Genomic DNA, 23083 nt, shown 5'->3' with positions numbered 1-23083 from the left:
CCCCCCTATAGATCCCAATCTACATCTGGCGCTCGGTTTTCAACTTCTACGATCCGTTCAATGAGATTTTGTGTACTTTCAGAATTTATCGATCTTCTGTCAGCTTCAGTTACAAACTGCTCGATGGTCGGCTGCCCAAATTCTTCAAGAACTGTAAGGCGTATTTCGTATTTTCCGACTTCATATAGTTCCAAATTGAGACGAGTGCGATTCTCTTCATTAAACGTAACCCAACTTTCATCTGCAAAAGTTCCGTTGTTATTAGAATCGTAGCGATATTCCCATACCCTCCGAACGAGTGGATCTTTATCCTTCGAAAATGACATATCATCTATTGAAATCACTGCCTTATTTCCATTACTCGGATCGCGATATACTTTACTCGGTATTGAAAAATAAGCAAAAGGTACCTCGTCTGGTACGATATCAAATGTTATCTCACTACTTGCAGAGTAGCCAATCGTATTCTCCACATAGATTGTTGCTTTGTATTTACCCGGCTTCTTAAACAAGACATCCTTACTCTCAAACTCAGCTAGCGTACCACTGAATTTAATATCTGAATTAGTCCCTCCTGATATAGCACTAATTGTAACTTGAGTTTTCGATGGTACCAAAGGAAAACGCGTCGGACTTTGACTACGATTTGTAAGGGTAGTTAACCGGTTTTGCTTTAACGTACCTGTGATATCAATAATTGCAGATGGGATAGGTTCAATCACCGTTACCTCTGTACTTGTACTTCCAATTTGACCATCATTGTCAACTACAGTGAGCGCAATCGGAAACGTCTGACCTACGTCCTCTCTGGTATACCATACATATCCTCTCGATGTATTACCGATTCCTCCCTGTGCTCCTTGTGTACCCCAAGCATAGTCCGTAATGTATCCGTCTGGATCAGAAGATCCTGACCCGTTAACTAACATATCAGCGCCTGCTTTAATATATTTAGGAGCACTTATTCGCGCGATAGGAGGTTTACCTTCTGGTTTAGCCGGTGGGTTTGGCGGGGGCGGGAACAGATCATCAGGAGGATCTTTTTTATATACTCCAGCTGAAGTTTCGAGCCCAACTTCCAAAGATGAAATTGGTCCTGTTTTTGTTATTACTGGATTTTTGAATCTTACAACTACTTTTAAAACATAATCTTGTTTATAATCATTTTTTCCATTTAATTTAGTTGCCGGAATTTCAAAATCAAAATCCTTATTGGCAGTAAGTACCTTTGAATATTCTTTCTTCATAGACGAATCAGTTTTTTCTTTTTCCCTTGCATAAAATACCCACTCAGAAATATTTTGGGCATCCGTATAGGAGAGCAATTCGCCTTTAACATTAATTTTCACCGCTACTTTTTCACCAGTCATTTTTGTGGGATTCGGGTTGGGCTGAATTAATGTAGCTGAAGCATTTAAAGTAACTTGGTCAGGCAAAGCATAATCAAAATTGACAGTTCCTGCATAACTATATGAGGTCATTTTCGCTTCAGCCGTAAAATAATATGGTAGTGTAATGTAATATAGTCGACCCGTTACCCATTCACCTTTATCAAATGCATCCGATACATTTTCGGGTAAGTATTGCGCTGATGGGACCTGGTAAGTAATAATGAATTTCCCATCTTTCTGACCTACTTTACCTTTGTCCCCTTCAAGCTCCATATCTATCATTTTAATGCTTGACTGAATAATATTACTGTAAGGGACAGTATTTACACTGTCCCTAAACCACGTTGCTTGACTCGGACTAACTGGATCAGATTTTGTGGTAACAGTTGTTTTTGGCGGTGCGCCAGATGGAGTTGAATAATCTGTAGCGTTTACGTTTTTGGTTGTGTTCGCTCCACGATCTTGATTATAATCATTAATCTGCCATCTTCGACCATCTGCATATCGCCAAATAGAGTTACCCGGCGTAGTCCTAAAAACACTTGTAGAATTATTACCGTTAGCACCTGTGACTTTAAACGTTTCGACCTTTTCATTACCTTTAAGAGTAACCTTTATTTTTCCGTTTTCTACGGTGATTGCCCCAATTACGCTGTTATTACCTGAATATTTAAAAGTTCCTGCTTTAATTGCAGCGCTGTTTACTCCACTAGGCGGATCTAAGTAAAAAGTCTTTGCGGCATTCCCTGATCCAGTTAATCCAGTTGTGATCGGTATACTTACAGATCCAGATTTTACGTCTGCAGCCTGAGCAGAATACATTAAATTTGGTGCAAAGAATAGGCAAATCATTAAGAAAATTGAGAACTTCCTTATTTTTTTATTGTTTTTCATCTGCTGCATCCCCTCTTAAACTTCTGGAGGATTAACGATATATTGTGAAACCAAATTATTTTTGTTTTCCACCCAAATAACAAAAGACTTAAAATCCCCATTATAGTAATAGGCTTGGTAGCTAGTCATTGACTGCCCTGGCTTCAGATTCCAACCCCATAGAGCCTCTTTATCGTTTACAGAAGTATCTTTGCTTTGTGGCATAGTCGGGTACGCGCCGAGTTGACTACCGAATCCTAAACGCCATTTCTCGCTTACATCCGTGTAATCTTTTTTAATTGTATTACCACTATTATTTTTAACTGTAATTTTGGTCCAAATAAAGTACTTTCCTTCTCCGGAATAGTTGAACTTCTTAATCAGTGCTTGTGCATCTTTAGACTTTGCATCATAGATCATGATCTTTTCCAAAGTATAGCTAAGACCTCCTGCTGTCACAGTCACCGGCAGTTCAACATCCTTCTTCAACCCATATTTACTAAGGTTATCCCTCATAATAGGTGCTGGTGTAGCAGTTGGTTTGGCCGTAACTGTCGGTTTGGCGGTATTAGCTGGTTTAGCCGTTGCAGCTGCGTTTGTAATGGCCCCATTTCCTAATACCACACTAAATAACATAGTTGCTGCCAAAACGCTCTTTACCAATGTTGTCTTTTTCATCGTAGAATCTCTCCCTTTAAATTAGTTTTAGATGCGGCCGCTAAAGGCTCGCCACGGATCAGGTTTACCATTTCGAATATGCTTAACCCCTATGCTGCACCGGGTAGTTCATCGGTAGGGGCCACACCCGAGCGAAGCTTGGGAAGGGGCCGATGAACTTGAAGGGCAATGTAGTGAGGATTACCGGAACAGCGTAGCTGGGAGGATATGCCGCAACGTAATTGCGGTTCAAACCGGTAATGGTAAGCTGGATCTAAGGCGACCAGAGCCCCAAAGGCCGCATACTTCCTGAGTTACCTATTAAATTTGTACTCCTGTACAGCAGGAACCTGGATGGCCTTATGCTTCTTTGAGCCTGCGAGTATAACAGGATGTTCAGTTTCTACTACTGCTACAACGCAAGGGCCTTGAATGTATTTGGTGATTCCATACCGACTATCTTCGTAAAGAAATGGAAAGGATTTGCCGCTAGATTCGTCAAAAATAACAAAATCCACAATTTTGACTTTATCATGAAATCGGCTTCCTACTTTGGGGTTCAGTTCACTATCCAACCCGAGATTCATTCCCAATGTTTCTCTAAAAGTCTCGTAAGCCTCCCCCGGATTTATTATTAACCGGCCTTGAGACAGTTGGTATTCATTCACTTCTTGAGCTGCATCATGAACGGCCATGTTATTTGCATCTTTTAACATTGTCCTAATAATATCCCATTCCTGATTCTCAGTGGTGAAAAACCAAGAATATATGAAGATAATAAGGACAAAAGTAAGTTTAAAAATATAGTCCATGTGAAAACATCCCTTAATTGATATATTCACTCATAATTGAGGAATGGGCATAATAATTCTTGGAATGCCCTCCTTTAGAGAAGTTGAAGACGAACGACACCAGACGCGGCGCTTCTATGTATACATCAAGCCTTGTCTTTCTGTCTTGTATTGTTTCGGTAGAACTGCTAATAAGGATACTAGCCGCCGGGAACCCGACGGCTGATAAATTTTTGATCACTTCATTCTTCAACGCTGAAGTGACCATCCCTTCAGTAGCAGCTTTTTGCGCAAGGTAGGATGTATTTGCTTTGATCTGCAAATCTAGCAAGTAATCCATATAAGATACAATGGGCTGTAGAATAATCAATAAGACCAGCCACATTGTCAGCGCCCGAATGATGGTCTCTTTCAACGAAAAGAACCCCTTTCATACCGCTTTAATATTTTTCGACTTTTTTGGTCCAAGAAATTACATCATCTTGAGAAGACCCAATGTAATTTACTGCAAAAGGTATAAATACTGAAAGTGCTGCAAAAGCAACCATTATAAATATAACAATCGAAACTGTATCCCTTTTCATGCTGCTTGATTTGGCAGGGTGATGATCAGTTCTTTTTTGGAAGTAGGTACTTCCATTTTTTCGAATGCAGGTGCAACGTAAGCAGTTGTCGGAAGTGGTGGCTTTTTGTTTTCAGCATCCTTAAAGATTGCAGAGAGTTGCGGGAAGAACCAAACAATAAAGAATCCAGCAGCTACAAAACCAATAACAAGAAATAGTACTTCACCAATCGTCATGTTTTTCATTTAAATAAAATCTCCTTTTGTTTTTAAATAATATTTTAAAAAAGCGATAAAGAAATGATCATATATTTTTACATTGAATCCCTCCTTGACGTAATAAAATTTTATCTGAACAAACTAACTTCACCGAAGTTACTTTGAACAACACCTACGTACTGAATCGCTAATACCACAATCATCAGAATGGTTATAAGTGAAGGTAGTGTATTGAAAGTCGTGGCATGGTCACCAATTTTCTTCCACTTTTTCTGATAATGATCACTTGAGATCTTAGCAATAGTCTTGCTCTGTTCTTTCAGGTACAATACTGCATCTTCATTATTTTGAATGCTTTCAGTCGCTAGTAAGATCGAGCGAACATCGCCTACGAAGTGATGATTGGTAGGAAAGGTATTACAAAACCATAGAATCGCCTCTTCTGTACCGTCATCTATTGAACGCTCTGCAAGTTCTTGTAGATCCTTCTGCAGATACTGAAAGTTTGGGGCGATTTGCTCACAGAATGTACCGAAATCTATATATCCTCTGGATCGCTTTCGATTGTTTTCATATTGTTTAAGAAAAGAAACAAGTTCCCCATCCTTCTTGGTATCGATACTTCGTTGTCTGGCTGCTAACACCCACCCTAATGGAGAGAATCGATTTGGAGTGGTGAAATAAATGATCGCAGCCGGAATGAGAAAATCCGTCCCCGATAACGAAGTTTTGCGAAGAAATGCTCCTATCAGTTCAATTAAAATAATTGCCGTAGCTGTAACAATTCGAAAGTAATTGATGGCTTGAGCCGAGTAAGGAATTTTCGCCTTGTCCAGCATTTCTTGCAGACGATCACTCTTAAACCTTCCCTGTACGGCTTTTAATGATAGTTTATTTCGATAAAACTTTCTTTGGCTTTGTTTAGCTGTGCTAAGAAAAACGATTAAAGCAAGATACGCTATTCCCACAATGGCAATCAGCATAAATAGTCTATCCATGGCCGCACATCCTTACATATAATCCAATTTGGGTCTAGCCAGTATTACACTCATGATAAGAGCTGCAAAGAAGCTACTTATGATAATCACCAGAAACGTTAATCCGATTGTGGTTTGGAATTGCAACTTAAAATATACCTTTGGATTAACTAGAAACATAAAGCTGCCTACACAACAAATGAAAGTAAATAGATTTACCCATAACCCCAGAGATACAGCATCTCGGTTATTCGACTTTACGTCCATGATCGTCTCTCTTTGCGTCTCCATTGCTTGGTTGAGATCAAGTAGGGATGCATTTAAAAAATGGGTTCCTTCTCGTTCTGCGTTCAAGAGGTCGGAGACAAAATTACTTGCAAATGTTGTTGAAACGGCTCTGGTAAAGCGAGCTGCTTCCTCGTTTAATTCTGCTGTCGTACGATAATTCGCAAAGGCCTCAGCTAGAGACTTAAGTGGATCTCTCAAGACGTTATCTTCTCTCAAAAATTCCGAAGTGCGATGTAATGCCACATCGATCGATAGATAGCAGTATTTCGCATAAATCTTCACCACTTCGAGCAGATCATAGCTACCTTTAGCTTGGCGAATCGAATATCGATACCGTAATTGTAGATAAGGAATTACTGCTGCAAGAATGGCTAGATAAAACGGAAACTGCCATGATTCCTTCGCTGGTGTTTGTGTATTTTGAAGAAATGAGATATCGGAATTTGTTAGTGCTGGCAAGCCACGTAGCAGTAAGAAGGACAAAAGGAAAATCCCTATGAACATAAATATTGAACGAATAAGAAATTTTGTGACACTAGCTCCTGGTTCATATCCCTTTTGGACCAGATATAACAAGTCATCTAAGTGCTTGTATATCCCTTTTCTTATTTTCAGTGTCCGATCACGCTGTTTTTTTAAATTTTTCCGAAGATCTCGTTTACTATCAGATAGGCTGATTTGTCGATCTACAATCGGTTTAATCATTCGCCAGATTCCAAACACTACAATCAGTTGAAAGATGAGACGAATGACATTATCGACAAATGTGCTCATTTCTCTTCACCTCACCCTTGAAGCAAAATTTTGGACTTCAAGCTCTCTTTCATTGGATTTTTCATCGGTTTTTCTTTTGATAATCTATCAAGTTCATCAAAAAAGAGTTTTGCAGCGTTGGGATCTTTCCTAATCATTCTCTCTTTTAATCTTTCAGTGATATGGCTGTTATATGTCCAAGAGTCACTATCTCTTTCATACCGAATCAAATCATTTGCGAAAACCGAATTGTTCAGTTCATCAAAATAGATTTCTGAGACTCGCGTTTCTTTCTTTACTCCATTGCTCATACTCTCCATAATCGATACGATTTCAATCGATTTAAGTGCTGAAATCAAATGCCCTTTTAAGCTCCCGCCAATTCTAGTTTGCACGGCAAGAGCAGCTTGATAAGGGATATCTTCTGGATCTTCTGTATGATAAGTACCTGTTAAACCCTTGTGGCCCTTTTCCCCACTAAATAGATAGAATTGCCATTCGTTGTAGCGCATTTCGGTCATAAATATGATTTCTGGGTCATGTCGTAGGGATTCAATCCCAACGTCCATCAGTTCTTCATTTTCAGCTCTAATCGGAATAAGCCGGTGATCAGACATTATATACGGCAATGTTGACTCTGGATGCTTTTCGATGAGAATCCCGCCCATTTTGTGATCAGCGGCAATCAGCTGCTCCCCAACATGCGTATTGGCCAAAGTACTTTTCCCTGAATCAGTTGCCCCAGCAACCACAGTATTCCGAAACGTATTACCAAGGAGACGATGTAATTTGATGGATTCATAACCAATCGTCTTTTTTCCAGCTTGCTCATCGTAGGTCATAAAATTTACAATTTGTCTTCTGAACGTAATTGTTGTAAATCCATTCCATATTCGTGGGTACACCCATATAGCTATCCGAATAAAGCGACCGGGCCATAATGGATCATCCATATTAAACTCTGCAGATGGCTTGTTCGCATTCAATTTAATATTCGGATCAGATTTCATTAGTGTCCGTTTTAGCTGTTCCACCCGGTCTAAGGTAGGCATTTTATAGGGATAGGCTTCATAGTCACCATTTTCTTTATAGAAAATGTTCTGCCCAATTATTTGAAGTCCAGAAGAAGCACTATAAGCCTTGTCAGTGAACCAGCGAAACGCAGTAGCAAAACCCTTCCACTCATGATATAACGCCTCAGAGAGGCTACTATAAGCCTCTGGAATTGTTCCGCCGTAAGGTTTCCTACGGATGTACTTCTCAATTTCATTCATGAAAAATGAAATGGCTTTGCTGTCCCCTAATAGTGCCTTTGTATTTAATTCAAAGTAATTATCATCGTCCTGTCTTAGAATCTTGGAAAAGTCCTCTCTCATTACCTGCAGATACTCATAGAAGTTATCCGAGTTAATCTTCCGATTTTGTGTCACACGACTTTTCAATGAGAAAGGGACCTGGTGGCTCATGAGAATATCCCCTTCTTCTTTGTTCTCTCTTCCAGACCCATACTAATAAGAATGGATTGGATCTTTTCATCAAGTATCGTTTGTTCTCGTCTCCCCGGTTGTAGTTCATCTGGGAAGTTTGGGTATAATGGGAATTCCGTAAATACTTCTGCACCAGCTGCCATTGCCAATTGCTTTAAGGAAACGACCCCATCTAGGATATTGGCCCGATTAATGATTAGCTGAAATTGATTTGGAGTCAGGTGGATGTGGCTGGCCAGATCCATAAGTTGTGTGAGTCGGTAATCATGTCTCATATGAGTAACGACGTACCGCAGAACTGATTTCTGAATGCCAACGTACCAAGCCGCGCTTTCAGGGAAGGAGCCGAAGTCAGCAACGACAATATCTGCTTGCTTTCCGCACCATTCCAATAAATATTCGATTTCTTCTTCCTGGTAGTCTTGAGCAGATAGGTAATCAAAGTTCCCCGGCAGATAGTAGTAACCATCATGTTTTAGAAAATCTTCCAAATCTCCGGTCTGAAGAATTTTACCTGTAATTCTTGGCCGGAGAACATCCAAGCTGATTGCTGGTTTGTGATCATGACCAGGATCATAGAGATCCAGACCAAGATAAATCACTTTTTTTCCTGCAGCTGCAAACCGTTTCGCAAAAGCTTTTGCCACAACGGTACAACCTACACCCGGAGCTGTTCCGAAGAACCCAATCGTATTACCGTATACTTCGATCTCTTCATCTTGAATGATTCGGATGATATCAATGATCCCTTTTGGCGTTGTTCTCGGCGGAATAAATGTAATTTGATGTTCTTGACATCTGAGATGAACGGACTGATATCCGCGCACCCCCTTTTTCTTATACCAATACAAGATGGGTATGAATTTGTACCTGTCTCGAATTTCATTTATTTTTTCCACCCGAACGATGTCGCTAGTAAGGAGAAGTACGCTATCCTTTACTTGCTCAGGATCTGGAAGTTCATTTTGGGGAACAGTAGTGTATTCGGCATTTCGTAGTTCATTTAATGTGATCTGATCGATCCCCAAAGTATAAATATTCTTCATGGTGTTACCCTCCTATTCCACTCGAACAATCCAAAGCATCATACCCTGTTCCAAATAAGGTTTTAGGGTCTCTCCCTGTTCCTGAGTGAGCTTAAGTTCAGGGGACGATACTTTACCGGTCGATGTATACCGATTCGTATAATTTCCTTCCTCGGTGTCTTTAACATCATTATTGTCATCAGTACGCACGTAGTTGACGGTTATACTTCTGAAAATCGGTTCTCCCGCACTTAGCAACGTCTCAGCCTGTGCGCCAGGATCGTTACTCTTGTTTCGTGGGTTTTTAATCAAATAAATATCGACCTTATCACGACTGCGAAGCGATCCATTGATGGCGTAAATAGAATCTTTCGGGATGGGATAAATCCCCTCGTTCTTTTTGGGCTCCAGCTCATCCACATCGACTAATGAAGATGTTAGTATGACTCCGTTGGTGACCCCCACATTTAGAATTTTCCCTTGTACTTCATCAATGTTTCGAAGAGCATCATTTGGAACATCTTTGGTTTGAACTGAATCCAAGTAGACGTCTCCTAGTTTGATCTCATGGTTCTTCGGCAGAACCTCGCCACTTGCAACCTTGATCTTCACAATTTTTTCTGACAAGAGATACGGCTTAACATAAAGATCGTATCCAAGCAAACCTCCAAAACCGACTACACAAATGAGGAATGCATAAAGGTAATTCCACCGAAATTTCAATTTATATCCTCCTTTTTATCTCCTGAAAAAACCGCCGAATAATCTCTTTTTTTTGTTTTCGGTCGGCAAGATCTCATCAAGCATTGATTCATAGTTTCTTCGATTATCATCATCGATCAAAAACGGATCTGGCTGAAATGGACCTTGATAAAAATCCACGTTCATATGCTTCTTTTCTTTCTTACTAAAGGTCTTGGCTGTCATTTCAAATGCTTCATCGTCCCCAAGATTAACAAGAATAAACAAGTGTTTATTCCAGCCTTTCTGATAGAGATGATCCAAAGCATTCAGCAGATCGTCAAAATCCCATACTGATGAGCCGCATGTTAGGATTGATACTTGGGCTCGAAAAAACTCTTCATAATATTGGTTGTTCAAACAATCGCCAAGATCTAGAACAATGTAATCGTATTTTCCAGACAGAACCCTAAGATACTGCTTCATGTCCGCTTCAGGATAATAATCAACTTCCTTATAACGAAACCCTCCTTCAATGGATGCTGATTGGTCACCAGACCTAAATTTCTTGAAGACGGGTTTTCCAGCATTCGGGTCTAATAATTCTACACAGGCTACGGATTCACTCAATTCTTGTAAAATGTTTGAAATTTGAATTGCAGTATGTGACGCTCCTGTTCGCCGGCCAGTTCCACCCACTGCGATCAGAGCGGTACCAAGCATTTTTTCCATGATAATGAGTTCGGGTTGTTTGATGATCTCCCGTCGCGGACCACTATCTTGACCAGCCAGTGCTTCGAGTTCTTCCAATAATGTACGGCTATACTGATCATCAGACTTGTTTCTGGATGTCCTCTTCTCTAGCCTTGCTTTCTCGCTTCGTTCAATTGTATTTTCTGTCTGAACATTCCACCGGGCGACATTACCATAGCTCGGTTTTTTGTTCAGCTGCTGCTTCACGAGATATGATATGGACTCTCTTGTCTCTTCCTCTTCGTCAACTTCAACGGTGAAGGAAATAAAGTCTAGCACTTGCAGTGAGATTAGCGCCGTGATCGTTGGGTCTCCAGGTACTCGATTTGGGGCAATCATAATAATACGGTTATCTCTTTTTAGTCTGTACTGCTTAATGCCTCGTATGATTGCGTTATCTTCAGCACAGGTCATATCTATAAATAGAACTTGAACGTTGGCACTCATGGCTGCCTGTGAATGAATCATAAAATCTTCGTCGCTAAAATCACCAACTCTCTCAAACCAAATTTCAGAAATTCCAATTACTTCCTTCAGATCAGGGATATATTCCCTGCTAGCAATGATCCCGTACAGATAACACACCTCCAAGCAGTAAGCTTGTATCCTTATTATATCTTAAAACAGATATAAAATATATATTCTACCCGTAAAAAGATATTATAGACAATAACTTGACTGCTCTTTTCGTGGTAATATAGAACTAACTATTTTTATGATAAGGAATTGAGTCTATGGAAATTGGTATTCTATTAAAAAGAAAACGAATAGAGCAAAAGCTAAACACCGTTCAATTAAGTAAATCGTCTGGTGTTTCACAATCAACCATTAGTGATATTGAAGCCGGAAATAGATCTCCGACTGTTAACACCTTGGAAAAATTGTGTATGGCTTTAAATATTTCTTTACAGGAAATCTTTCCATATTCACAAGAAAGCTTCCTTTCCGAAGATGAGTCTGAGCTTTTGACTATATACCGAAAACTTTCAGGACAAGAAAAGGAACATTTTTTAAAACTCTTCAAACTTATTCTTGAGAAGCGCTAGTGTTTATCTTGCAACCTGTGAAACGTACTCTACATCATCTACCTTCCAGCCTTCACCTTCTAGGTACAGAAGCTTATTTTTTACGATTAGATTGATATTATTGGATACTCCATTAAAAGTTGTTGTTGTAACAATGTCATTCATATACCACACCTCTACCTTGGAGACTTGATTCTCATAAGTGATAATACTTTTAACCGACGATATAATATCAATCGCACTTTTTTTAGGGAGCTCCGTTCCAGAAGGAAACGTTTGATGATATCCTTTATCTGTCATTATGGATTCGATTTGTTTATAACGTAATCCTGGATTCGAATAATTGAAAAAACCCTTAATAAATTGTTGATTGGTTATAGAAAAATCTGATTTTTCAATCCGAAATAATTTGGCTTCCCCCTCCTTGATCTGCCCGTTTAAAACCAATATATAAATCATTAGGATCATTACTATTACAGCAAGTATGGGTATCACAATAAATTTTATTTTTTTCATATTCCCTCCTTACTTGATCCGCCGAAACCCTTTAAATACATATTTATTTTTCCAATAAGCTAAATTACTTTCCCCAATCCCCGTATTGTTTGCATCATAAAACTTTCCATTTCCGATATACATTCCAACATGAGATATTTCTTTAGCCGTAGTCTTAAAAAACACAAGATCACCTGGTAGTGCTTCACTTTCGCTAACAGCGTCGGTTTGCGCAAACATATCTGAAGCTGCACCAGATACTTTAATACCAAAACCTTTAAATACATATTCTAGTAAGCCAGAGCAGTCAAATCCGCCTTGTGATGGGACACGTCCTGCATCGACATAAGGCCAACCCTCATACTTTTTTAACTCTGCATACACATTATCGAAATTGTAAACAAGTACTCCATCAGCAGAGTAGTATTGCATTACGTTGTCTACATAATTGACATCCCCGTATCCAGTTGAACCATTTCTTTCGGCCATCATTTTGCTATAGCTTTTTGCAACTTCTTTGGTATATCCCCCTCTCTTAACAGCATAATTAACAAAGCCATGCCCAAAGTTATAAGCTTGCAGTGCAATTTTCACATCGTATTTCGCTAATTTTAATCCATCAGCAAAATACTGAACGCCCTTGTTGATGCTATATTCAGGATCTGTAATGGAATTAGGAGGGAGTCCTAATGATTCAGAGCACTGCATTAAATCTAATAGTTCGCCTGAACTTTCTTGTTGTATCTGAGCTAAGATATAAGGTACATATGCTTCTATCCCATTTGCTATAGCATATTTAACTACAATGGGTTTCCAGCGCAATACACTTTCTGTTACTTTTGCAGTACCTCCACCGCCACCTATTGGAAGCGTATTTTGATACTTTTCTGATAGCATTTCACTTAAATCAGACTCCATAATCGTTAAGATTTGTTCGCGCTGATCATCATCCAGACCAAGAAGAGACATTACTTCTTCGAAAGTTCTTGCTGAATATAAAATGACGTCCTTGTAACATTTCCTTTCAGGAGGATCAAAATATCCGCATGATGTTTCTTCCCGTCCGGTTGTCTTAACTATAAAAAGATCTGTGTACTCTTTAATGATTTGACTAGTCTGTATATTTTCAATTTCTTGCTCTTTCAAAACAGTATCAATAGCTATCATTTCTTCCCAACTGACCGCCACGCCTGTTTCTCTATAAATTTCCTGCGCTGCTTCATAGTAACGATCATAACTTTCTGGTTCAGCAGCAGGTAAGAAAAAGAGCATTACAGGTAACAGTAGAAGCATTAAAAAACCTAGTATGATGAAAATTAAAATAAACCCGGTTTTAACCGCTTTATCTGGATCCTTAATGACCTCAACAGCTACTTTCCCTGCTATAGCTGCCATTATCGACCACCAGCACTTCCTATAAAGACTCTGTCTTCGGCGGTAATCTCAATTTTAATAGCCACTCGTTTATTCCCCGCAAGCAATAATCCATGTCCCCGTTTTGCCCCAGCTATGGTTTCCTTTTCCTTATCGCTCAGATGTAAAAGGGTGTTCAGTGCTTCAATGTCATGTTCTCCTTGTCCCATAAAAAACTTGTATGCAGGATTATCAAGTAGTGCTTGTCCATAACGTCGAATCGCTGGATCCATAAAATCAATCATATTGTGGGTGATTGCCCATAGACCACCTTCTCTTTTACGCATACGCTTAGAACAATTTCTTAAGAACATTAGTGTTTGTGGGGTTTCGGGATCTGCAAGCAAATAGGTTTCATCAACCCCAAGAATGATACGCTGCTCCCAATCTTCATCAATAACTCCCCAAGCCCAAGATAGTGCATTGAAAAATTGGGATCTCTTTAACTTTTCATCAGCATCCAGTAATTGTTGAAGATTCAGAATAACAACTTCATCTTTGGCTTCCAGTGTAGTAGGTCCACACCATAAGAACTGATCTGCGCCTTTAGCGGCTGGATACAGTAAGAGCTCAAGATCTTCCCAATACTGCTTGTATTTTGTTTCTTTTTGTTTTCCCTCAATCGTTTCGTATAAATGACCCATATGAGGCCACTTTTCATTTGGAATGGTTGTAGGGTCAGTATCCCATGTAATATCGAATCTCTCATAAGTTTCAATTAGGGCCATTTCAAGACACGATAAGTGTTTCTGAGTAAAGTCTCTGTCTTCTTTATTTTCTTTTAAATACAGTTTGAAAAAGGTTCTGAGGAAATTGAAGTGCAGGGCAACTAGACCTTTTTCTACTTCTTCTTTGCTATATAGGCGGTCTTTTTCATTATCATCGTCCTTTGGTACGCTCCCACGAACCTGCAGAGGATTAATCCGTCCTCTAGTGCCATCACCGATATCCACTACTGCACCATTACAACCTTCAGCTAAACTTGGATATTCATTTTCCGGATCGAGCATGATAATCTTACATCCCCGACCAAATTCTTCTTTCAACCATTTTTTTATTGTTGTCGTTTTTCCCACACCCGGTTTTCCGAGAATGGTCAAATTCGAGTTGGTGCGATCACCAGACCGCAACCAAATATCGATTAGCACAATACCACCAGCACTATCTTTGCCTAACAAAACACCATTTCCATCATTAAGCCCCGAATAAACAAAGGGAAAAGATCCTGCTACCGTCTCAGCCGGCATGTTTCTCCAACCCATTTTAAAAATTTTAGGATCTAGCACGGCCCAAGGCCCCACTGATAGAAACGCCTCTTCCTGATTATTCATTGCTGTTCTACCGCGCATACCTACACCAGACAAACGATGTTCTAGTGTTCGTACCCGAACCTCTAATAAGTCCTCATTTGGTGCCGTAACCTTAAAGAGAATAACCACATTAAAAACTTTCTGTTGTTCTTCATCTATCTTTTTCAGAAGAACTCTTGAGTCGTTGAACTGTTTTAATGCCCTTTCCTTAGTGACACTATTTCCCGTCTCCATGCGAGACTCAGCTTCTCCCATCGTAATCTTAATTGCATTTACAAGATTATACGGGTCTGTTGGTAAAGCATGCATCGTTAAGGTAACACCTGGCATGGTTGTAAACCGAGAGAGAAACGCCGGCTTTAATTCTCCTGGATACGCCGTAACAACTAATGTTCGAGTATAGGAGTCACCCTGTAATACTTTTTTGTGCTGGAAGTGTAAGGATGCCGGACTTAAAACATCCAAAAGCCCTGTCATGGCTGTAGCACTCTCTTGCTTCTTTCGCTTAGGTTCAGCCATTTTAGATTCCTCCTGCTAATTGAGGTGGTAGTTGTTCCCAGCTATGAGCAGGTGCTCTTTCATAAGACGATTGCGAAGGATTCAAGAAGGAAAAGAGAATATCACGAAGTTCTTGATCGTCACAAACATGAGATTCTTGCACGGACGCTGATAAATTTAAAGATATCTCCGTCGCCTTTGCAGCAAGTTCCTCTGCATTTAAGCGATGTTGTTTTTCTATTAGTTGAGAAAATAAAATTAGATAATAGAACACATCGATGGATTCTCCACTACTTGCAATTTTAGAAGCATTTCTTATAGAACTATCTAAAATCCGTCTACGAGTAAAGTTGGTTTCCTGATCCCTCATCTCTTCTTGTGAGGTAATGTAAGCATCCAAGTTAACCGGTCTTTGCTGAGAATGGATAATCCAATGAACATCTAAACTATTTACGACTTCAAATAAAGAATGTATTATTCGTTTTTCCTCAACGGTCGAATATAGATCCAAGTTAACCGGCTCAATCGAAATTGCAGTAACTAGTTTATTTTGCCGCAACCAAATAAAGTTATTGTTCACATCGTAAAAGGGAAGCCATGCCTGTACAGAAGGAAAGTTAGTTGTTGTACCTGATAATGTATTAATCGGTGATTGGATCTTCTTAGAGTCAGTAGCCTTTTTATTTTTCTTGTCCTTGCCCATAAGGTTAAACACTATCTTTTCTCCCCTCTCCGTATATAAAATCATAACGTTTTGGTTTCCCGTGGAATGAGTTAACTGTGATCATATTATCGAGTAGTGATTTACCTAATCTTGGATCTACACGCACAAGCATGTATGTTCCATAAATCAATATTGGAACAGGTAAAAATCTAAAAAATGAATGTATGAAAATTCCTAAGAATAAAGAAAACCCAATACTAATCGCTCCTGCTATTAGACAGTAAAATAACTCTTTAAACCCAAAACCTTCAAAAAACTCAAATCTTCCCCCCACATTCTTAGGAACCAAATACATATGATTTCCTCACCTTTTCATTGATCTCATAACAAAAGATTGTACGCTCATTTGTGCTACTGCCCCGCCTACTTTTCCCGTACCTGTTACGTGTAATTTCTCTTTTAAAGTTATTGGGGAACGATAAGCTACCCACAAAACAGCAATAAATAGAAATAATGAAACGATTGGTGGTAAAGGCATGATGCTACCTCCTATGGATACATTAATAGGAGCTAGGCAATAAAAAGAAAGTTTAATAAGTGCTAACTGTAAGGCTGCAGTTAAACCTATGCCCAATGTATCCCAAAACCATCGATTCCAGGTTTGACTCTGTGAATTGGTTAGTCCAAGAGCACTAAAAGATCCTGTCCAAGCTTGTACAATCAGATCTGCTGCACGGATGAAGCTCTGAACCATGATGATAAGTAAAAAGCACAAAGACACAATAACTCCTATACCGTAAAACAGAATAAGGTTCCCTGCCTCAGCAAGTGCTTGGGTCAAAACTGAAAATGTACTACTATTTACATTCGTAACATTTCCAATGACATCCATTGAAACAACATCACTCTGCAATGTCACTCCAAATTCGAATAAGTAACGTACAAGCCAAGGCATCACTGCGATAATACCAGCTGCCCTTGCCGTTCCAACTACTAAATTAGAAGGATCGCCATTAACTTCGCCGGACTGTCTTAGTAAAAATGTCATGAATCCTTCATAGGCTACCTTTACAGAGAGTAACGATAAGGCCAAAACTTGTGTGAAGACAATGCCGGCGTCTACCACCGGCATTTCTAAAACCACCCTTCCTAAAAGGCCTAAATATTGAAAAATAGATAGTACAAATTCAATCATAGTCGTGGCTATCCACTCTATTAGACCTGAAAATCCTTTGATCAGCATTTTTACCATAGTTGGTTACTCCTATTAAACGTAATAGTTCGTAATGAGAGTAACGAGTCCTGTAGCTGTGGTACCGATTACAGCTGTCCATAATGCCGCTTTGGTTCTTTTGTTTGCTTCAGTTGTAACTTGTCCATCATGGTTACTATAATATTTGGTCAACTGTTGGAATCCGATAAATGCAACAGCGGCAATCGGGATGAGAATTGTAAAGACAGCTCCGATATCTCGAACCATCTTTGTTGTACCCGTAGCATATTTAGAATTTTGAATATCTGATGCTGATACACGAGTAGCAAAAATAAGAAGTGGTGTTGTTATTGCAGCAATCTTAGACTTCATTTTTTTGAATTTCATTAAATGTAATCCTCCTGTTTTAGTAATCATCCATGGCTTCATCTGGTTCCATTTCAACTGCTGAAGAGCCAGGAATAAAAATGGGTACTTTAGGGACCGAACGATTCTGATTGTCTACACGCCATTCGAAAAGAGCATCAGCTGGCCACTTTGTAATATCCGGACAGCTTAGCATGGCTGGGTTTTTTCTAGCTCTTATGACTAGGGATGTCTCTACCGGCCAGCGTAATACTTCATCTGGAGTTAGCAACTCCCTTTTCATCAGTCCCCTTGATGCCCCTGTTCCACTAGACCTATCGTTTCGGTTCGAGCTAAGGGTCTCGCTCTCCACCGTATAGGTACCCAATTTAAAGCTGATTTCTTTCGCGGTGGTTGAATCCGTTGTTAGGATGTAGATCCATGTGTGACAGTTCCCCAGAATCGTCCCCATATCATCTGCTCCGTAGGTCTTCTTGATCTGGTTAATCCCCTGCACGACGATGTTCCAAAGTATCCCACGCCCGCCTGAAACGGTTAATTTGGTTACAAAGTCATTAAATTGAGGCATGTTACCGAATTCGTCGAGAAGCATATGAACTCTCACCGGTAGACGATTTCGATGTTTACGTGAAAGCTTCACTAATTCCTGATAGGTTTGTGCCACATATAAGGCTGCAAGTGGATGCCGTGTTGTGTTTTCATCTGGAATGATAAGAAACACTGCTGTTTTTTCAGAACCCGGGGCTGATAAGTCATGATCTTGAGCCGCCGTAAGATACGCCACACCAGGATCTGCGAAGAGTCGAAGCATAACAGAGACACTCCCAAAAAAACTTCCTCGCATTTTTTCAGGTGACAATCGTGCTGTACCATATGCATCTCGGGCTGGATGATCAGTCGGAAGATGCTTAAAGAACTCATTCAGAGGAACATAGTCCATAACTTGATTCGCTACTTTAACTTTTTGCACTTCGCCCAGCTCAATGAGCGTCTTATATACAGACGTCATATGCTTCTGATCTTCAGAGTCTGCCTCGGTTGCTATAGCGAAAATTAACGCCGCAATGACCGATTCAGACCCATCCACCCAAATAGAATCTCCTTTGGAATCCTTTTGGTGAGCAAGCAAATGAGCTGCGTTCCATGCTGCTTCAGCTGCTGCCGTTTGATCCCCTTGTTGTAACGCCTCTACTACAAGACTCATCGGATTCCATCTGTTCCCATGTCCTGGATTCAGAAAATTAAGTACCACAACGTTATAACCTTGTTCTTCCAAATATAACGATGTTCGGTCGTAGAGCTCACCTTTCGGGTCTGTTAAAATCATACTTTCTCCGGCTTGTGCGATAGCATAAATGGATGGATAAACGACTGTTCTGGTTTTACCGGACCGAGTTGTACCAATAATTAACTTGTGTGTATCCTCAGTATCTAGCCATGCCTTTCCTTGATCCGGATCCATACCTAGTACGGTTCCACCTTTAAGTAATGGTTTCTTCAAAGGCCAAACAGTATAATTTTGATCCACTTCTCTTTCATTGAGCCAACGTGCTGTCCCAAACTGTCCCGCCCCTGCTGCTGGTGGGCCTCCAATTCCGTCAATTTTGATTGTTTTGCGCTCATAATCAGTTTTCCAAAAGATAGACACCATGAGCATTAGCAGTGGAACTTGCAAGATCGCCAAAACTTTAGACAGTAAAGGATCTGACAATATCTCTTTCAATGTATGAATAGGTGATAATGTATTCATACTAAAACCAAAACCTATGCCTTCACCTTTATGCTTCAGTACGTTTGCGATTCCCTTTAGCAAACTAGGAAAGAAGAGGAAATCTAGTAAAATCAAAACGACTACCGTTGCCCACTTAAAATAAATCCCATTAATTTTTTGCTTACGTTTCATTATTCACCCCCTTTCCGCATTGAGGGTCAGAAAGCTCAGAGTGAGAAAGTAAGCCTTCAGAAATCTGCAAAAGAATCTCTCTTATTTCTTCTAACTGCAGATTATGATTTTTAAGTCTTTCATGTATTTTCTCAATTTCTAATGTATTGGCTAAAGCACCTTGATCCACATAGTATTCAAGGGCTTTTTCAATGATTCGTGTATATCCTCCACGCGCTTGTCCATGAGATTCATAGAAATGTCGAGCATCGTCTGATAGTTTCAACCTTCCGTTAAAAGGGATTGTCTTCAAAAGGAAACCTCTCTTCCACTGTGATAATCGGATCATTACTTTCGAATTACCTGAATTGCTTACTGACATAATTTAAGTACTTTAGACATATTTCCACAATAAGGTATAAGACCCACAAGCGTTTTTTTGTTAATAATCCATTGGAACTAGTTTTTGTCGAATGCACTAACACAATCCTTCATACAAAATTTATCTAGGTACTAAAAGCATTTCTTTTGATGAAACATACAAGTAAAAATACAAATTCTAGAGAAATATTGATATACCAGCTTTTTTTGAATATACGAACGGATTATTTAAATAGTGCACTAAGACGTAGTTTTATACTTTCATACTTTTAAAACATGTATTTATGTGTTATTTAATGTCGAAATATGACTGTAAATATTCACCAATAGATAATATTTAAACCAAATATCTAAAAAAAGAATTTGAAATTAATTTTGACAGAATTGAAAACTATCCATATTTTGGTTTATCTTATCCTTTTCACCGGTTATTTTTTGGCCAACTTTTGCTTTTTTATTTAGTTAGTAGATTTAAGTAGCGTTTGAGAACCAGAAGGTCGGAGAAAAATCACAGTAGATACAGGAGCTATCGTTTGATTTGCAACCTGTAACTAGCTTTTCGGCAGATAATATAATAGACCGCCAATAACTTCAGAGGTGGTTGGTACAAAAAAACAGCCCTTAATAGGGCTGCCTCTGGGTATCATAGAGTTACTTACGGTCTCAGTTGGTTTTCCATCGATCCTGAAAATGAACAACATCATAACCCTCTTTATTTTTTCCCGCCATTGTCGGAATAAGACAATAGCGATGCCTATATTCACCATCAAAAAATGCAAAAGCTTGAGAAACTAAACCTATTTCAACTACACTAACCTTTGAAATTAACTCGTCTCTAATACTATTAAGAATCTTAGTGGCTTGATCGAATGATTCCCCCTCGATTAAAGATTCTGAATTTGTTCTTTCCCATCTCCGTGTATTTTGGAGTCTTCGATTCCAAACCAGATTTTTAATCCACTCCATATATCATAGCCTCCCCTAGTATAGTTACCGTTCTAAGTCCCTATCATTCTCTTGTGTTCTAATAACATTTCTTTGTTTATTGGCCCAGTGATTACGCTGCTGATCGGCTGTATTTCTTTGCTCTGCAGCTCGTAATGCTCGAACAGCCCCTTGAAGGACATTAACCCCAGGCTGAAGGTCATGGATCTGTTCATCAATTTTCTGAATCTGGCTAGAATCTTGATTATGAATAAGTACCTGATTGTTATAATCCTTCCTATCCACGATCCCATGTTGTTTCAGCATCTTTGAAGAAACTGCTATATCTTCCTTCAGCTGCTGTTTAACCTTGCTAGACAAGAATAACTTACGAATTTCTTGTAGCTGCTTTTCATACTTAGCCAACCACTGTTCTCCTACACGTAATCGTTCAGCATTTTTTATGAATTGTTCTTTTGCCTTTATAAGAGCATTCATTTTTTCGGACAGCTTGTTAAAAGTAGACCGTAGGTCTTTGAGAGACATTTTACCCATATGCTCATTCATCTCTCGAATGGCCTTCACTTCTGAGTACTGTAACTTCGCACTACCTGGCGAATCAGAGAATTGTTGAGCGAGGATCTGCACCTCTTGTTTCAGTAATATTTTTTCAGACCTTCTCAGTATCTTTTGCTTTTCGGCTATCTGCTCTCGTGCCTGCTTGATCTTAGTCATTTCATCATTATGATAAGTAAGCACTTTTGCTTTACGTGATTTAAATTGTTCCTCATTTGTACTAAAGCCAAGTTTTTGAAGAGTATCACGTGCCTTAGCAATCTCATTTTCAATCCGGGTATGCCGAAGCTTGCCCTCTTTATTAATAACCCGTGGTCCTTCTAGATCCGATTGTAATGATTTGATCAGATCCAGAAGCCCTTCAGCATTATTAAACAAGACTTCTTGTTTCAGCATCTGATCAATTTGTTGATGTAGACCACTTTCACGCATGCTTAAACTATCCAAGCCTTCTTGAACAGAATCTAGATTTAGTGTGTTTTGAATTATGGCTTTAGCCTGGCGAATTATCTTACGCTCTTCCGGACGCAAAAGACCATTTTGTTGTTCAATGGATTCTTTCTCTTTACGATAGTCATTCAAAGAAACAACTATAGCATTATGTTCTTTAACAGAACGATTAATGTCTCCGCGTTCTGTGATTTTCCCTTTTAGTTCCATACTATTTACAATGACACCTTCATGAATCGTAGGCATGCGATCAGTAATTCCTTGTTCTTCTAATGATCGATGATCTATACGAGTGGAAAAACCAGCTTGTTCAAGAGACTTATTAGCATAGTTGGCCCATTCTTCTCTCCATTTAGTTAGAGTCTCTTTTTCATCCCAATTCGTAGTCCGTTCTTTGTAGGTCTTATAATTCCCACTCTTAAGTTTGATTTTTTCGCCCTGTTCGTCCAAAACATAAACTTTTCTGGACTTATTTCCCCAAGTCCCATCCTCATTAAATGGACGCATGGTTAACATAACGTGAAAGTGAGGGTTACCAGGATCGTCCCGATGAATCCCAATATCCGCGACCATCCCACGATCTACAAACTGTTCTTGAACAAACTTCGCAACCAATATCTGCTGCTGCTCTTTTGAAAGTTCAACAGGAAGGGCAATATTGAACTCGCGACAAAGCTGCGCATTACTTTGCTTTTCAATAAGCTCGACTTCATTCCACAGACGTTGACGATTGTACACCCATTCAGGAGCATGCTTAGGGGCCAAAATTGCAGTTTCAGGTTCAATAGCTCGTGGACGATATTGTTTGATCTCGCCGGTACGATCATCGGTTAAACGTTCGCCGCTGCGGTAAGCAGCCATGGCGACCGAGGATTTACCAGCACTACGAGAACTAATTTGCATTGCAAAATGGTAGATGGCCATAAGTCTTCTCCTTTCATGGGTGTAATGAATTCATAAGTTTTAAAATGCTAAAACGCAGAGTGCGACGAAGTATTTCAAGGGAAATCAAAACATGATTAGTGCGATACGAAGTAGCACAAATTATGTTTTGATTCATCAAAAACGTAAGCGCCATCGGCAGCTTAACGTTTTTCGCTTCGTCAGAAGCGACGAGGGAAAACACGAAGTGGTTTCCTCTATTTTTTGGTTTTATGGTTTTAAAAATGGAATACGCTGATAAGCAAAATTACATTTTTTCGATTCGTAGGATCGAACGGATACAGGGTAAAACCCTGTCGCACACACCGCGTAGCGGTGTATAAGTGCGCCCTCAGCAGTAATGCTACGCATCTCTGCTCGGGATAATTCTACCACGTATGCTCATTTTGCGGTAGTATATAAGTATCATTCTCGCTCACACTTTTCATTAAACACCATAGAAAAAACCGGAGGCATAGCCGACTAGTAAAACCGGAGGCATAGCCGA

General features: G+C 39.5%; 23 protein-coding genes. 1 reads left to right on the top strand and 22 read right to left on the bottom strand.

Annotated elements, in window-relative coordinates; all coding sequences use genetic code 11:
* Positions 1-5: 5 nt before the first annotated feature.
* The 11 genes from NSQ50_RS31085 to NSQ50_RS31035 form a co-directional block, all read right to left on the bottom strand.
* On the bottom strand, positions 6-2285 hold the full coding sequence (locus NSQ50_RS31085; RefSeq protein ID WP_036681086.1) for a PKD domain-containing protein: 2280 nt from the start codon (positions 2283-2285) through the stop codon (positions 6-8).
* 15 nt (positions 2286-2300) lie between these two features.
* Entirely contained in the window at positions 2301-2942 is a 642-nt protein-coding gene (locus NSQ50_RS31080; protein ID WP_036681085.1) for a hypothetical protein, read from the bottom strand.
* Between the two features lie 293 nt (positions 2943-3235).
* Positions 3236-3733, bottom strand: a complete 498-nt coding sequence (locus NSQ50_RS31075; RefSeq protein ID WP_036681082.1) for a hypothetical protein — start codon at positions 3731-3733, stop codon at positions 3236-3238.
* 13 nt (positions 3734-3746) lie between these two features.
* A complete protein-coding gene (locus NSQ50_RS31070; RefSeq protein ID WP_036681080.1) occupies positions 3747-4127 on the bottom strand; it encodes a hypothetical protein in 381 nt (126 codons plus the stop codon).
* Positions 4128-4292: 165 nt separating this feature from the next.
* Positions 4293-4520, bottom strand: a complete 228-nt coding sequence (locus tag NSQ50_RS31065) for a hypothetical protein (protein ID WP_036681077.1) — start codon at positions 4518-4520, stop codon at positions 4293-4295.
* Positions 4521-4621: 101 nt separating this feature from the next.
* Positions 4622-5491, bottom strand: coding sequence for a hypothetical protein (locus NSQ50_RS31060; RefSeq protein ID WP_036681074.1), 870 nt, complete (start codon positions 5489-5491; stop codon positions 4622-4624).
* A gap of 12 nt (positions 5492-5503) precedes the next feature.
* Positions 5504-6532 (bottom strand): hypothetical protein, encoded by a 1029-nt coding sequence (locus NSQ50_RS31055; RefSeq protein WP_036681071.1) that lies wholly within the window; start codon positions 6530-6532, stop codon positions 5504-5506.
* Positions 6533-6543: 11 nt separating this feature from the next.
* Positions 6544-7785: an ATPase, T2SS/T4P/T4SS family gene (locus NSQ50_RS31050; RefSeq protein WP_178420288.1), complete on the bottom strand. Its 1242-nt coding sequence runs from the start codon at positions 7783-7785 to the stop codon at positions 6544-6546.
* A 188-nt stretch (positions 7786-7973) separates the two neighbouring features.
* Positions 7974-9044 (bottom strand): hypothetical protein, encoded by a 1071-nt coding sequence (locus NSQ50_RS31045; protein WP_036681066.1) that lies wholly within the window; start codon positions 9042-9044, stop codon positions 7974-7976.
* A gap of 12 nt (positions 9045-9056) precedes the next feature.
* Positions 9057-9746, bottom strand: a complete 690-nt coding sequence (locus tag NSQ50_RS31040; RefSeq protein WP_036681064.1) for an SAF domain-containing protein — start codon at positions 9744-9746, stop codon at positions 9057-9059.
* A gap of 15 nt (positions 9747-9761) precedes the next feature.
* Positions 9762-11048: a hypothetical protein gene (locus tag NSQ50_RS31035; protein ID WP_340949980.1), complete on the bottom strand. Its 1287-nt coding sequence runs from the start codon at positions 11046-11048 to the stop codon at positions 9762-9764.
* A 143-nt stretch (positions 11049-11191) separates the two neighbouring features.
* On the opposite strand from NSQ50_RS31035, the gene NSQ50_RS31030 reads away from it, so the two are divergent.
* Positions 11192-11503 (top strand): helix-turn-helix transcriptional regulator, encoded by a 312-nt coding sequence (locus tag NSQ50_RS31030; protein ID WP_063829801.1) that lies wholly within the window; start codon positions 11192-11194, stop codon positions 11501-11503.
* 3 nt (positions 11504-11506) lie between these two features.
* Here the strand turns inward: NSQ50_RS31030 and NSQ50_RS31025 are convergent, their stop codons facing one another.
* From NSQ50_RS31025 to mobQ, 11 genes are all read right to left on the bottom strand, one after another.
* Entirely contained in the window at positions 11507-11941 is a 435-nt protein-coding gene (locus NSQ50_RS31025) for a hypothetical protein (protein ID WP_340949978.1), read from the bottom strand.
* A 66-nt stretch (positions 11942-12007) separates the two neighbouring features.
* Complete coding sequence (locus NSQ50_RS31020) at positions 12008-13372, bottom strand: bifunctional lytic transglycosylase/C40 family peptidase (protein ID WP_051491169.1); 1365 nt, start codon at positions 13370-13372, stop codon at positions 12008-12010.
* Positions 13372-15219, bottom strand: coding sequence for a VirB4 family type IV secretion system protein (locus NSQ50_RS31015; protein WP_036681057.1), 1848 nt, complete (start codon positions 15217-15219; stop codon positions 13372-13374). Before NSQ50_RS31015 ends, NSQ50_RS31020 begins: the two co-directional genes overlap by 1 nt.
* 1 nt (position 15220) lies before the next feature.
* Entirely contained in the window at positions 15221-15913 is a 693-nt protein-coding gene (locus NSQ50_RS31010) for a hypothetical protein (RefSeq protein WP_036681055.1), read from the bottom strand.
* Entirely contained in the window at positions 15906-16217 is a 312-nt protein-coding gene (locus NSQ50_RS31005) for a hypothetical protein (RefSeq protein WP_036681053.1), read from the bottom strand. The genes NSQ50_RS31010 and NSQ50_RS31005 overlap by 8 nt, the downstream gene beginning before the upstream one ends.
* Before the next feature lie 9 nt (positions 16218-16226).
* Entirely contained in the window at positions 16227-17114 is an 888-nt protein-coding gene (locus NSQ50_RS31000) for a conjugal transfer protein TrbL family protein (protein WP_036681051.1), read from the bottom strand.
* Positions 17115-17129: 15 nt separating this feature from the next.
* A complete protein-coding gene (locus NSQ50_RS30995) occupies positions 17130-17462 on the bottom strand; it encodes a hypothetical protein (protein WP_036681049.1) in 333 nt (110 codons plus the stop codon).
* A 19-nt stretch (positions 17463-17481) separates the two neighbouring features.
* On the bottom strand, positions 17482-19344 hold the full coding sequence (locus tag NSQ50_RS30990) for a VirD4-like conjugal transfer protein, CD1115 family (protein ID WP_051491168.1): 1863 nt from the start codon (positions 19342-19344) through the stop codon (positions 17482-17484).
* Positions 19334-19609, bottom strand: a complete 276-nt coding sequence (locus NSQ50_RS30985; RefSeq protein ID WP_143758621.1) for a hypothetical protein — start codon at positions 19607-19609, stop codon at positions 19334-19336. The genes NSQ50_RS30990 and NSQ50_RS30985 overlap by 11 nt, the downstream gene beginning before the upstream one ends.
* A gap of 758 nt (positions 19610-20367) precedes the next feature.
* Positions 20368-20670 (bottom strand): hypothetical protein, encoded by a 303-nt coding sequence (locus NSQ50_RS30980; protein WP_036681045.1) that lies wholly within the window; start codon positions 20668-20670, stop codon positions 20368-20370.
* Positions 20671-20694: 24 nt separating this feature from the next.
* Positions 20695-22578, bottom strand: a complete 1884-nt coding sequence (gene mobQ, locus NSQ50_RS30975) for a MobQ family relaxase (protein ID WP_051491167.1) — start codon at positions 22576-22578, stop codon at positions 20695-20697.
* Between the last annotated feature and the right edge of the window lie 505 nt (positions 22579-23083).

The sequence above is a fragment of the Paenibacillus sp. FSL R10-2788 genome, from assembly GCF_038003885.1.
Taxonomy (GTDB): Bacteria; Bacillota; Bacilli; order Paenibacillales; family Paenibacillaceae; genus Paenibacillus_AQ; species Paenibacillus_AQ odorifer.
Note: the sequence above shows the minus strand (reverse complement) of the source record. Positions and strands in the feature narration are given on the sequence as shown.

Bases quoted from the DNA above. Each gene is read 5' to 3' on its own strand.
- NSQ50_RS31085 (WP_036681086.1), bottom strand. From the start codon at position 2,285: ATGAAAAACAATAAAAAAATAAGGAAGTTCTCAATTTTCTTAATGATT.
- NSQ50_RS31080 (WP_036681085.1), bottom strand. From the start codon at position 2,942: ATGAAAAAGACAACATTGGTAAAGAGCGTTTTGGCAGCAACTATGTTA.
- NSQ50_RS31075 (WP_036681082.1), bottom strand. From the start codon at position 3,733: ATGGACTATATTTTTAAACTTACTTTTGTCCTTATTATCTTCATATAT.
- NSQ50_RS31065 (WP_036681077.1), bottom strand. From the start codon at position 4,520: ATGAAAAACATGACGATTGGTGAAGTACTATTTCTTGTTATTGGTTTT.
- NSQ50_RS31060 (WP_036681074.1), bottom strand. From the start codon at position 5,491: ATGGATAGACTATTTATGCTGATTGCCATTGTGGGAATAGCGTATCTT.
- NSQ50_RS31055 (WP_036681071.1), bottom strand. From the start codon at position 6,532: ATGAGCACATTTGTCGATAATGTCATTCGTCTCATCTTTCAACTGATT.
- NSQ50_RS31050 (WP_178420288.1), bottom strand. From the start codon at position 7,785: ATGAATGAAATTGAGAAGTACATCCGTAGGAAACCTTACGGCGGAACA.
- NSQ50_RS31045 (WP_036681066.1), bottom strand. From the start codon at position 9,044: ATGAAGAATATTTATACTTTGGGGATCGATCAGATCACATTAAATGAA.
- NSQ50_RS31030 (WP_063829801.1), top strand. From the start codon at position 11,192: ATGGAAATTGGTATTCTATTAAAAAGAAAACGAATAGAGCAAAAGCTA.
- NSQ50_RS31025 (WP_340949978.1), bottom strand. From the start codon at position 11,941: ATGATTTATATATTGGTTTTAAACGGGCAGATCAAGGAGGGGGAAGCC.
- NSQ50_RS31020 (WP_051491169.1), bottom strand. From the start codon at position 13,372: ATGGCAGCTATAGCAGGGAAAGTAGCTGTTGAGGTCATTAAGGATCCA.
- NSQ50_RS31015 (WP_036681057.1), bottom strand. From the start codon at position 15,219: ATGGCTGAACCTAAGCGAAAGAAGCAAGAGAGTGCTACAGCCATGACA.
- NSQ50_RS31005 (WP_036681053.1), bottom strand. From the start codon at position 16,217: ATGTATTTGGTTCCTAAGAATGTGGGGGGAAGATTTGAGTTTTTTGAA.
- NSQ50_RS31000 (WP_036681051.1), bottom strand. From the start codon at position 17,114: ATGGTAAAAATGCTGATCAAAGGATTTTCAGGTCTAATAGAGTGGATA.
- NSQ50_RS30995 (WP_036681049.1), bottom strand. From the start codon at position 17,462: ATGAAATTCAAAAAAATGAAGTCTAAGATTGCTGCAATAACAACACCA.
- NSQ50_RS30990 (WP_051491168.1), bottom strand. From the start codon at position 19,344: ATGAAACGTAAGCAAAAAATTAATGGGATTTATTTTAAGTGGGCAACG.
- NSQ50_RS30980 (WP_036681045.1), bottom strand. From the start codon at position 20,670: ATGGAGTGGATTAAAAATCTGGTTTGGAATCGAAGACTCCAAAATACA.
- mobQ (WP_051491167.1), bottom strand. From the start codon at position 22,578: ATGGCCATCTACCATTTTGCAATGCAAATTAGTTCTCGTAGTGCTGGT.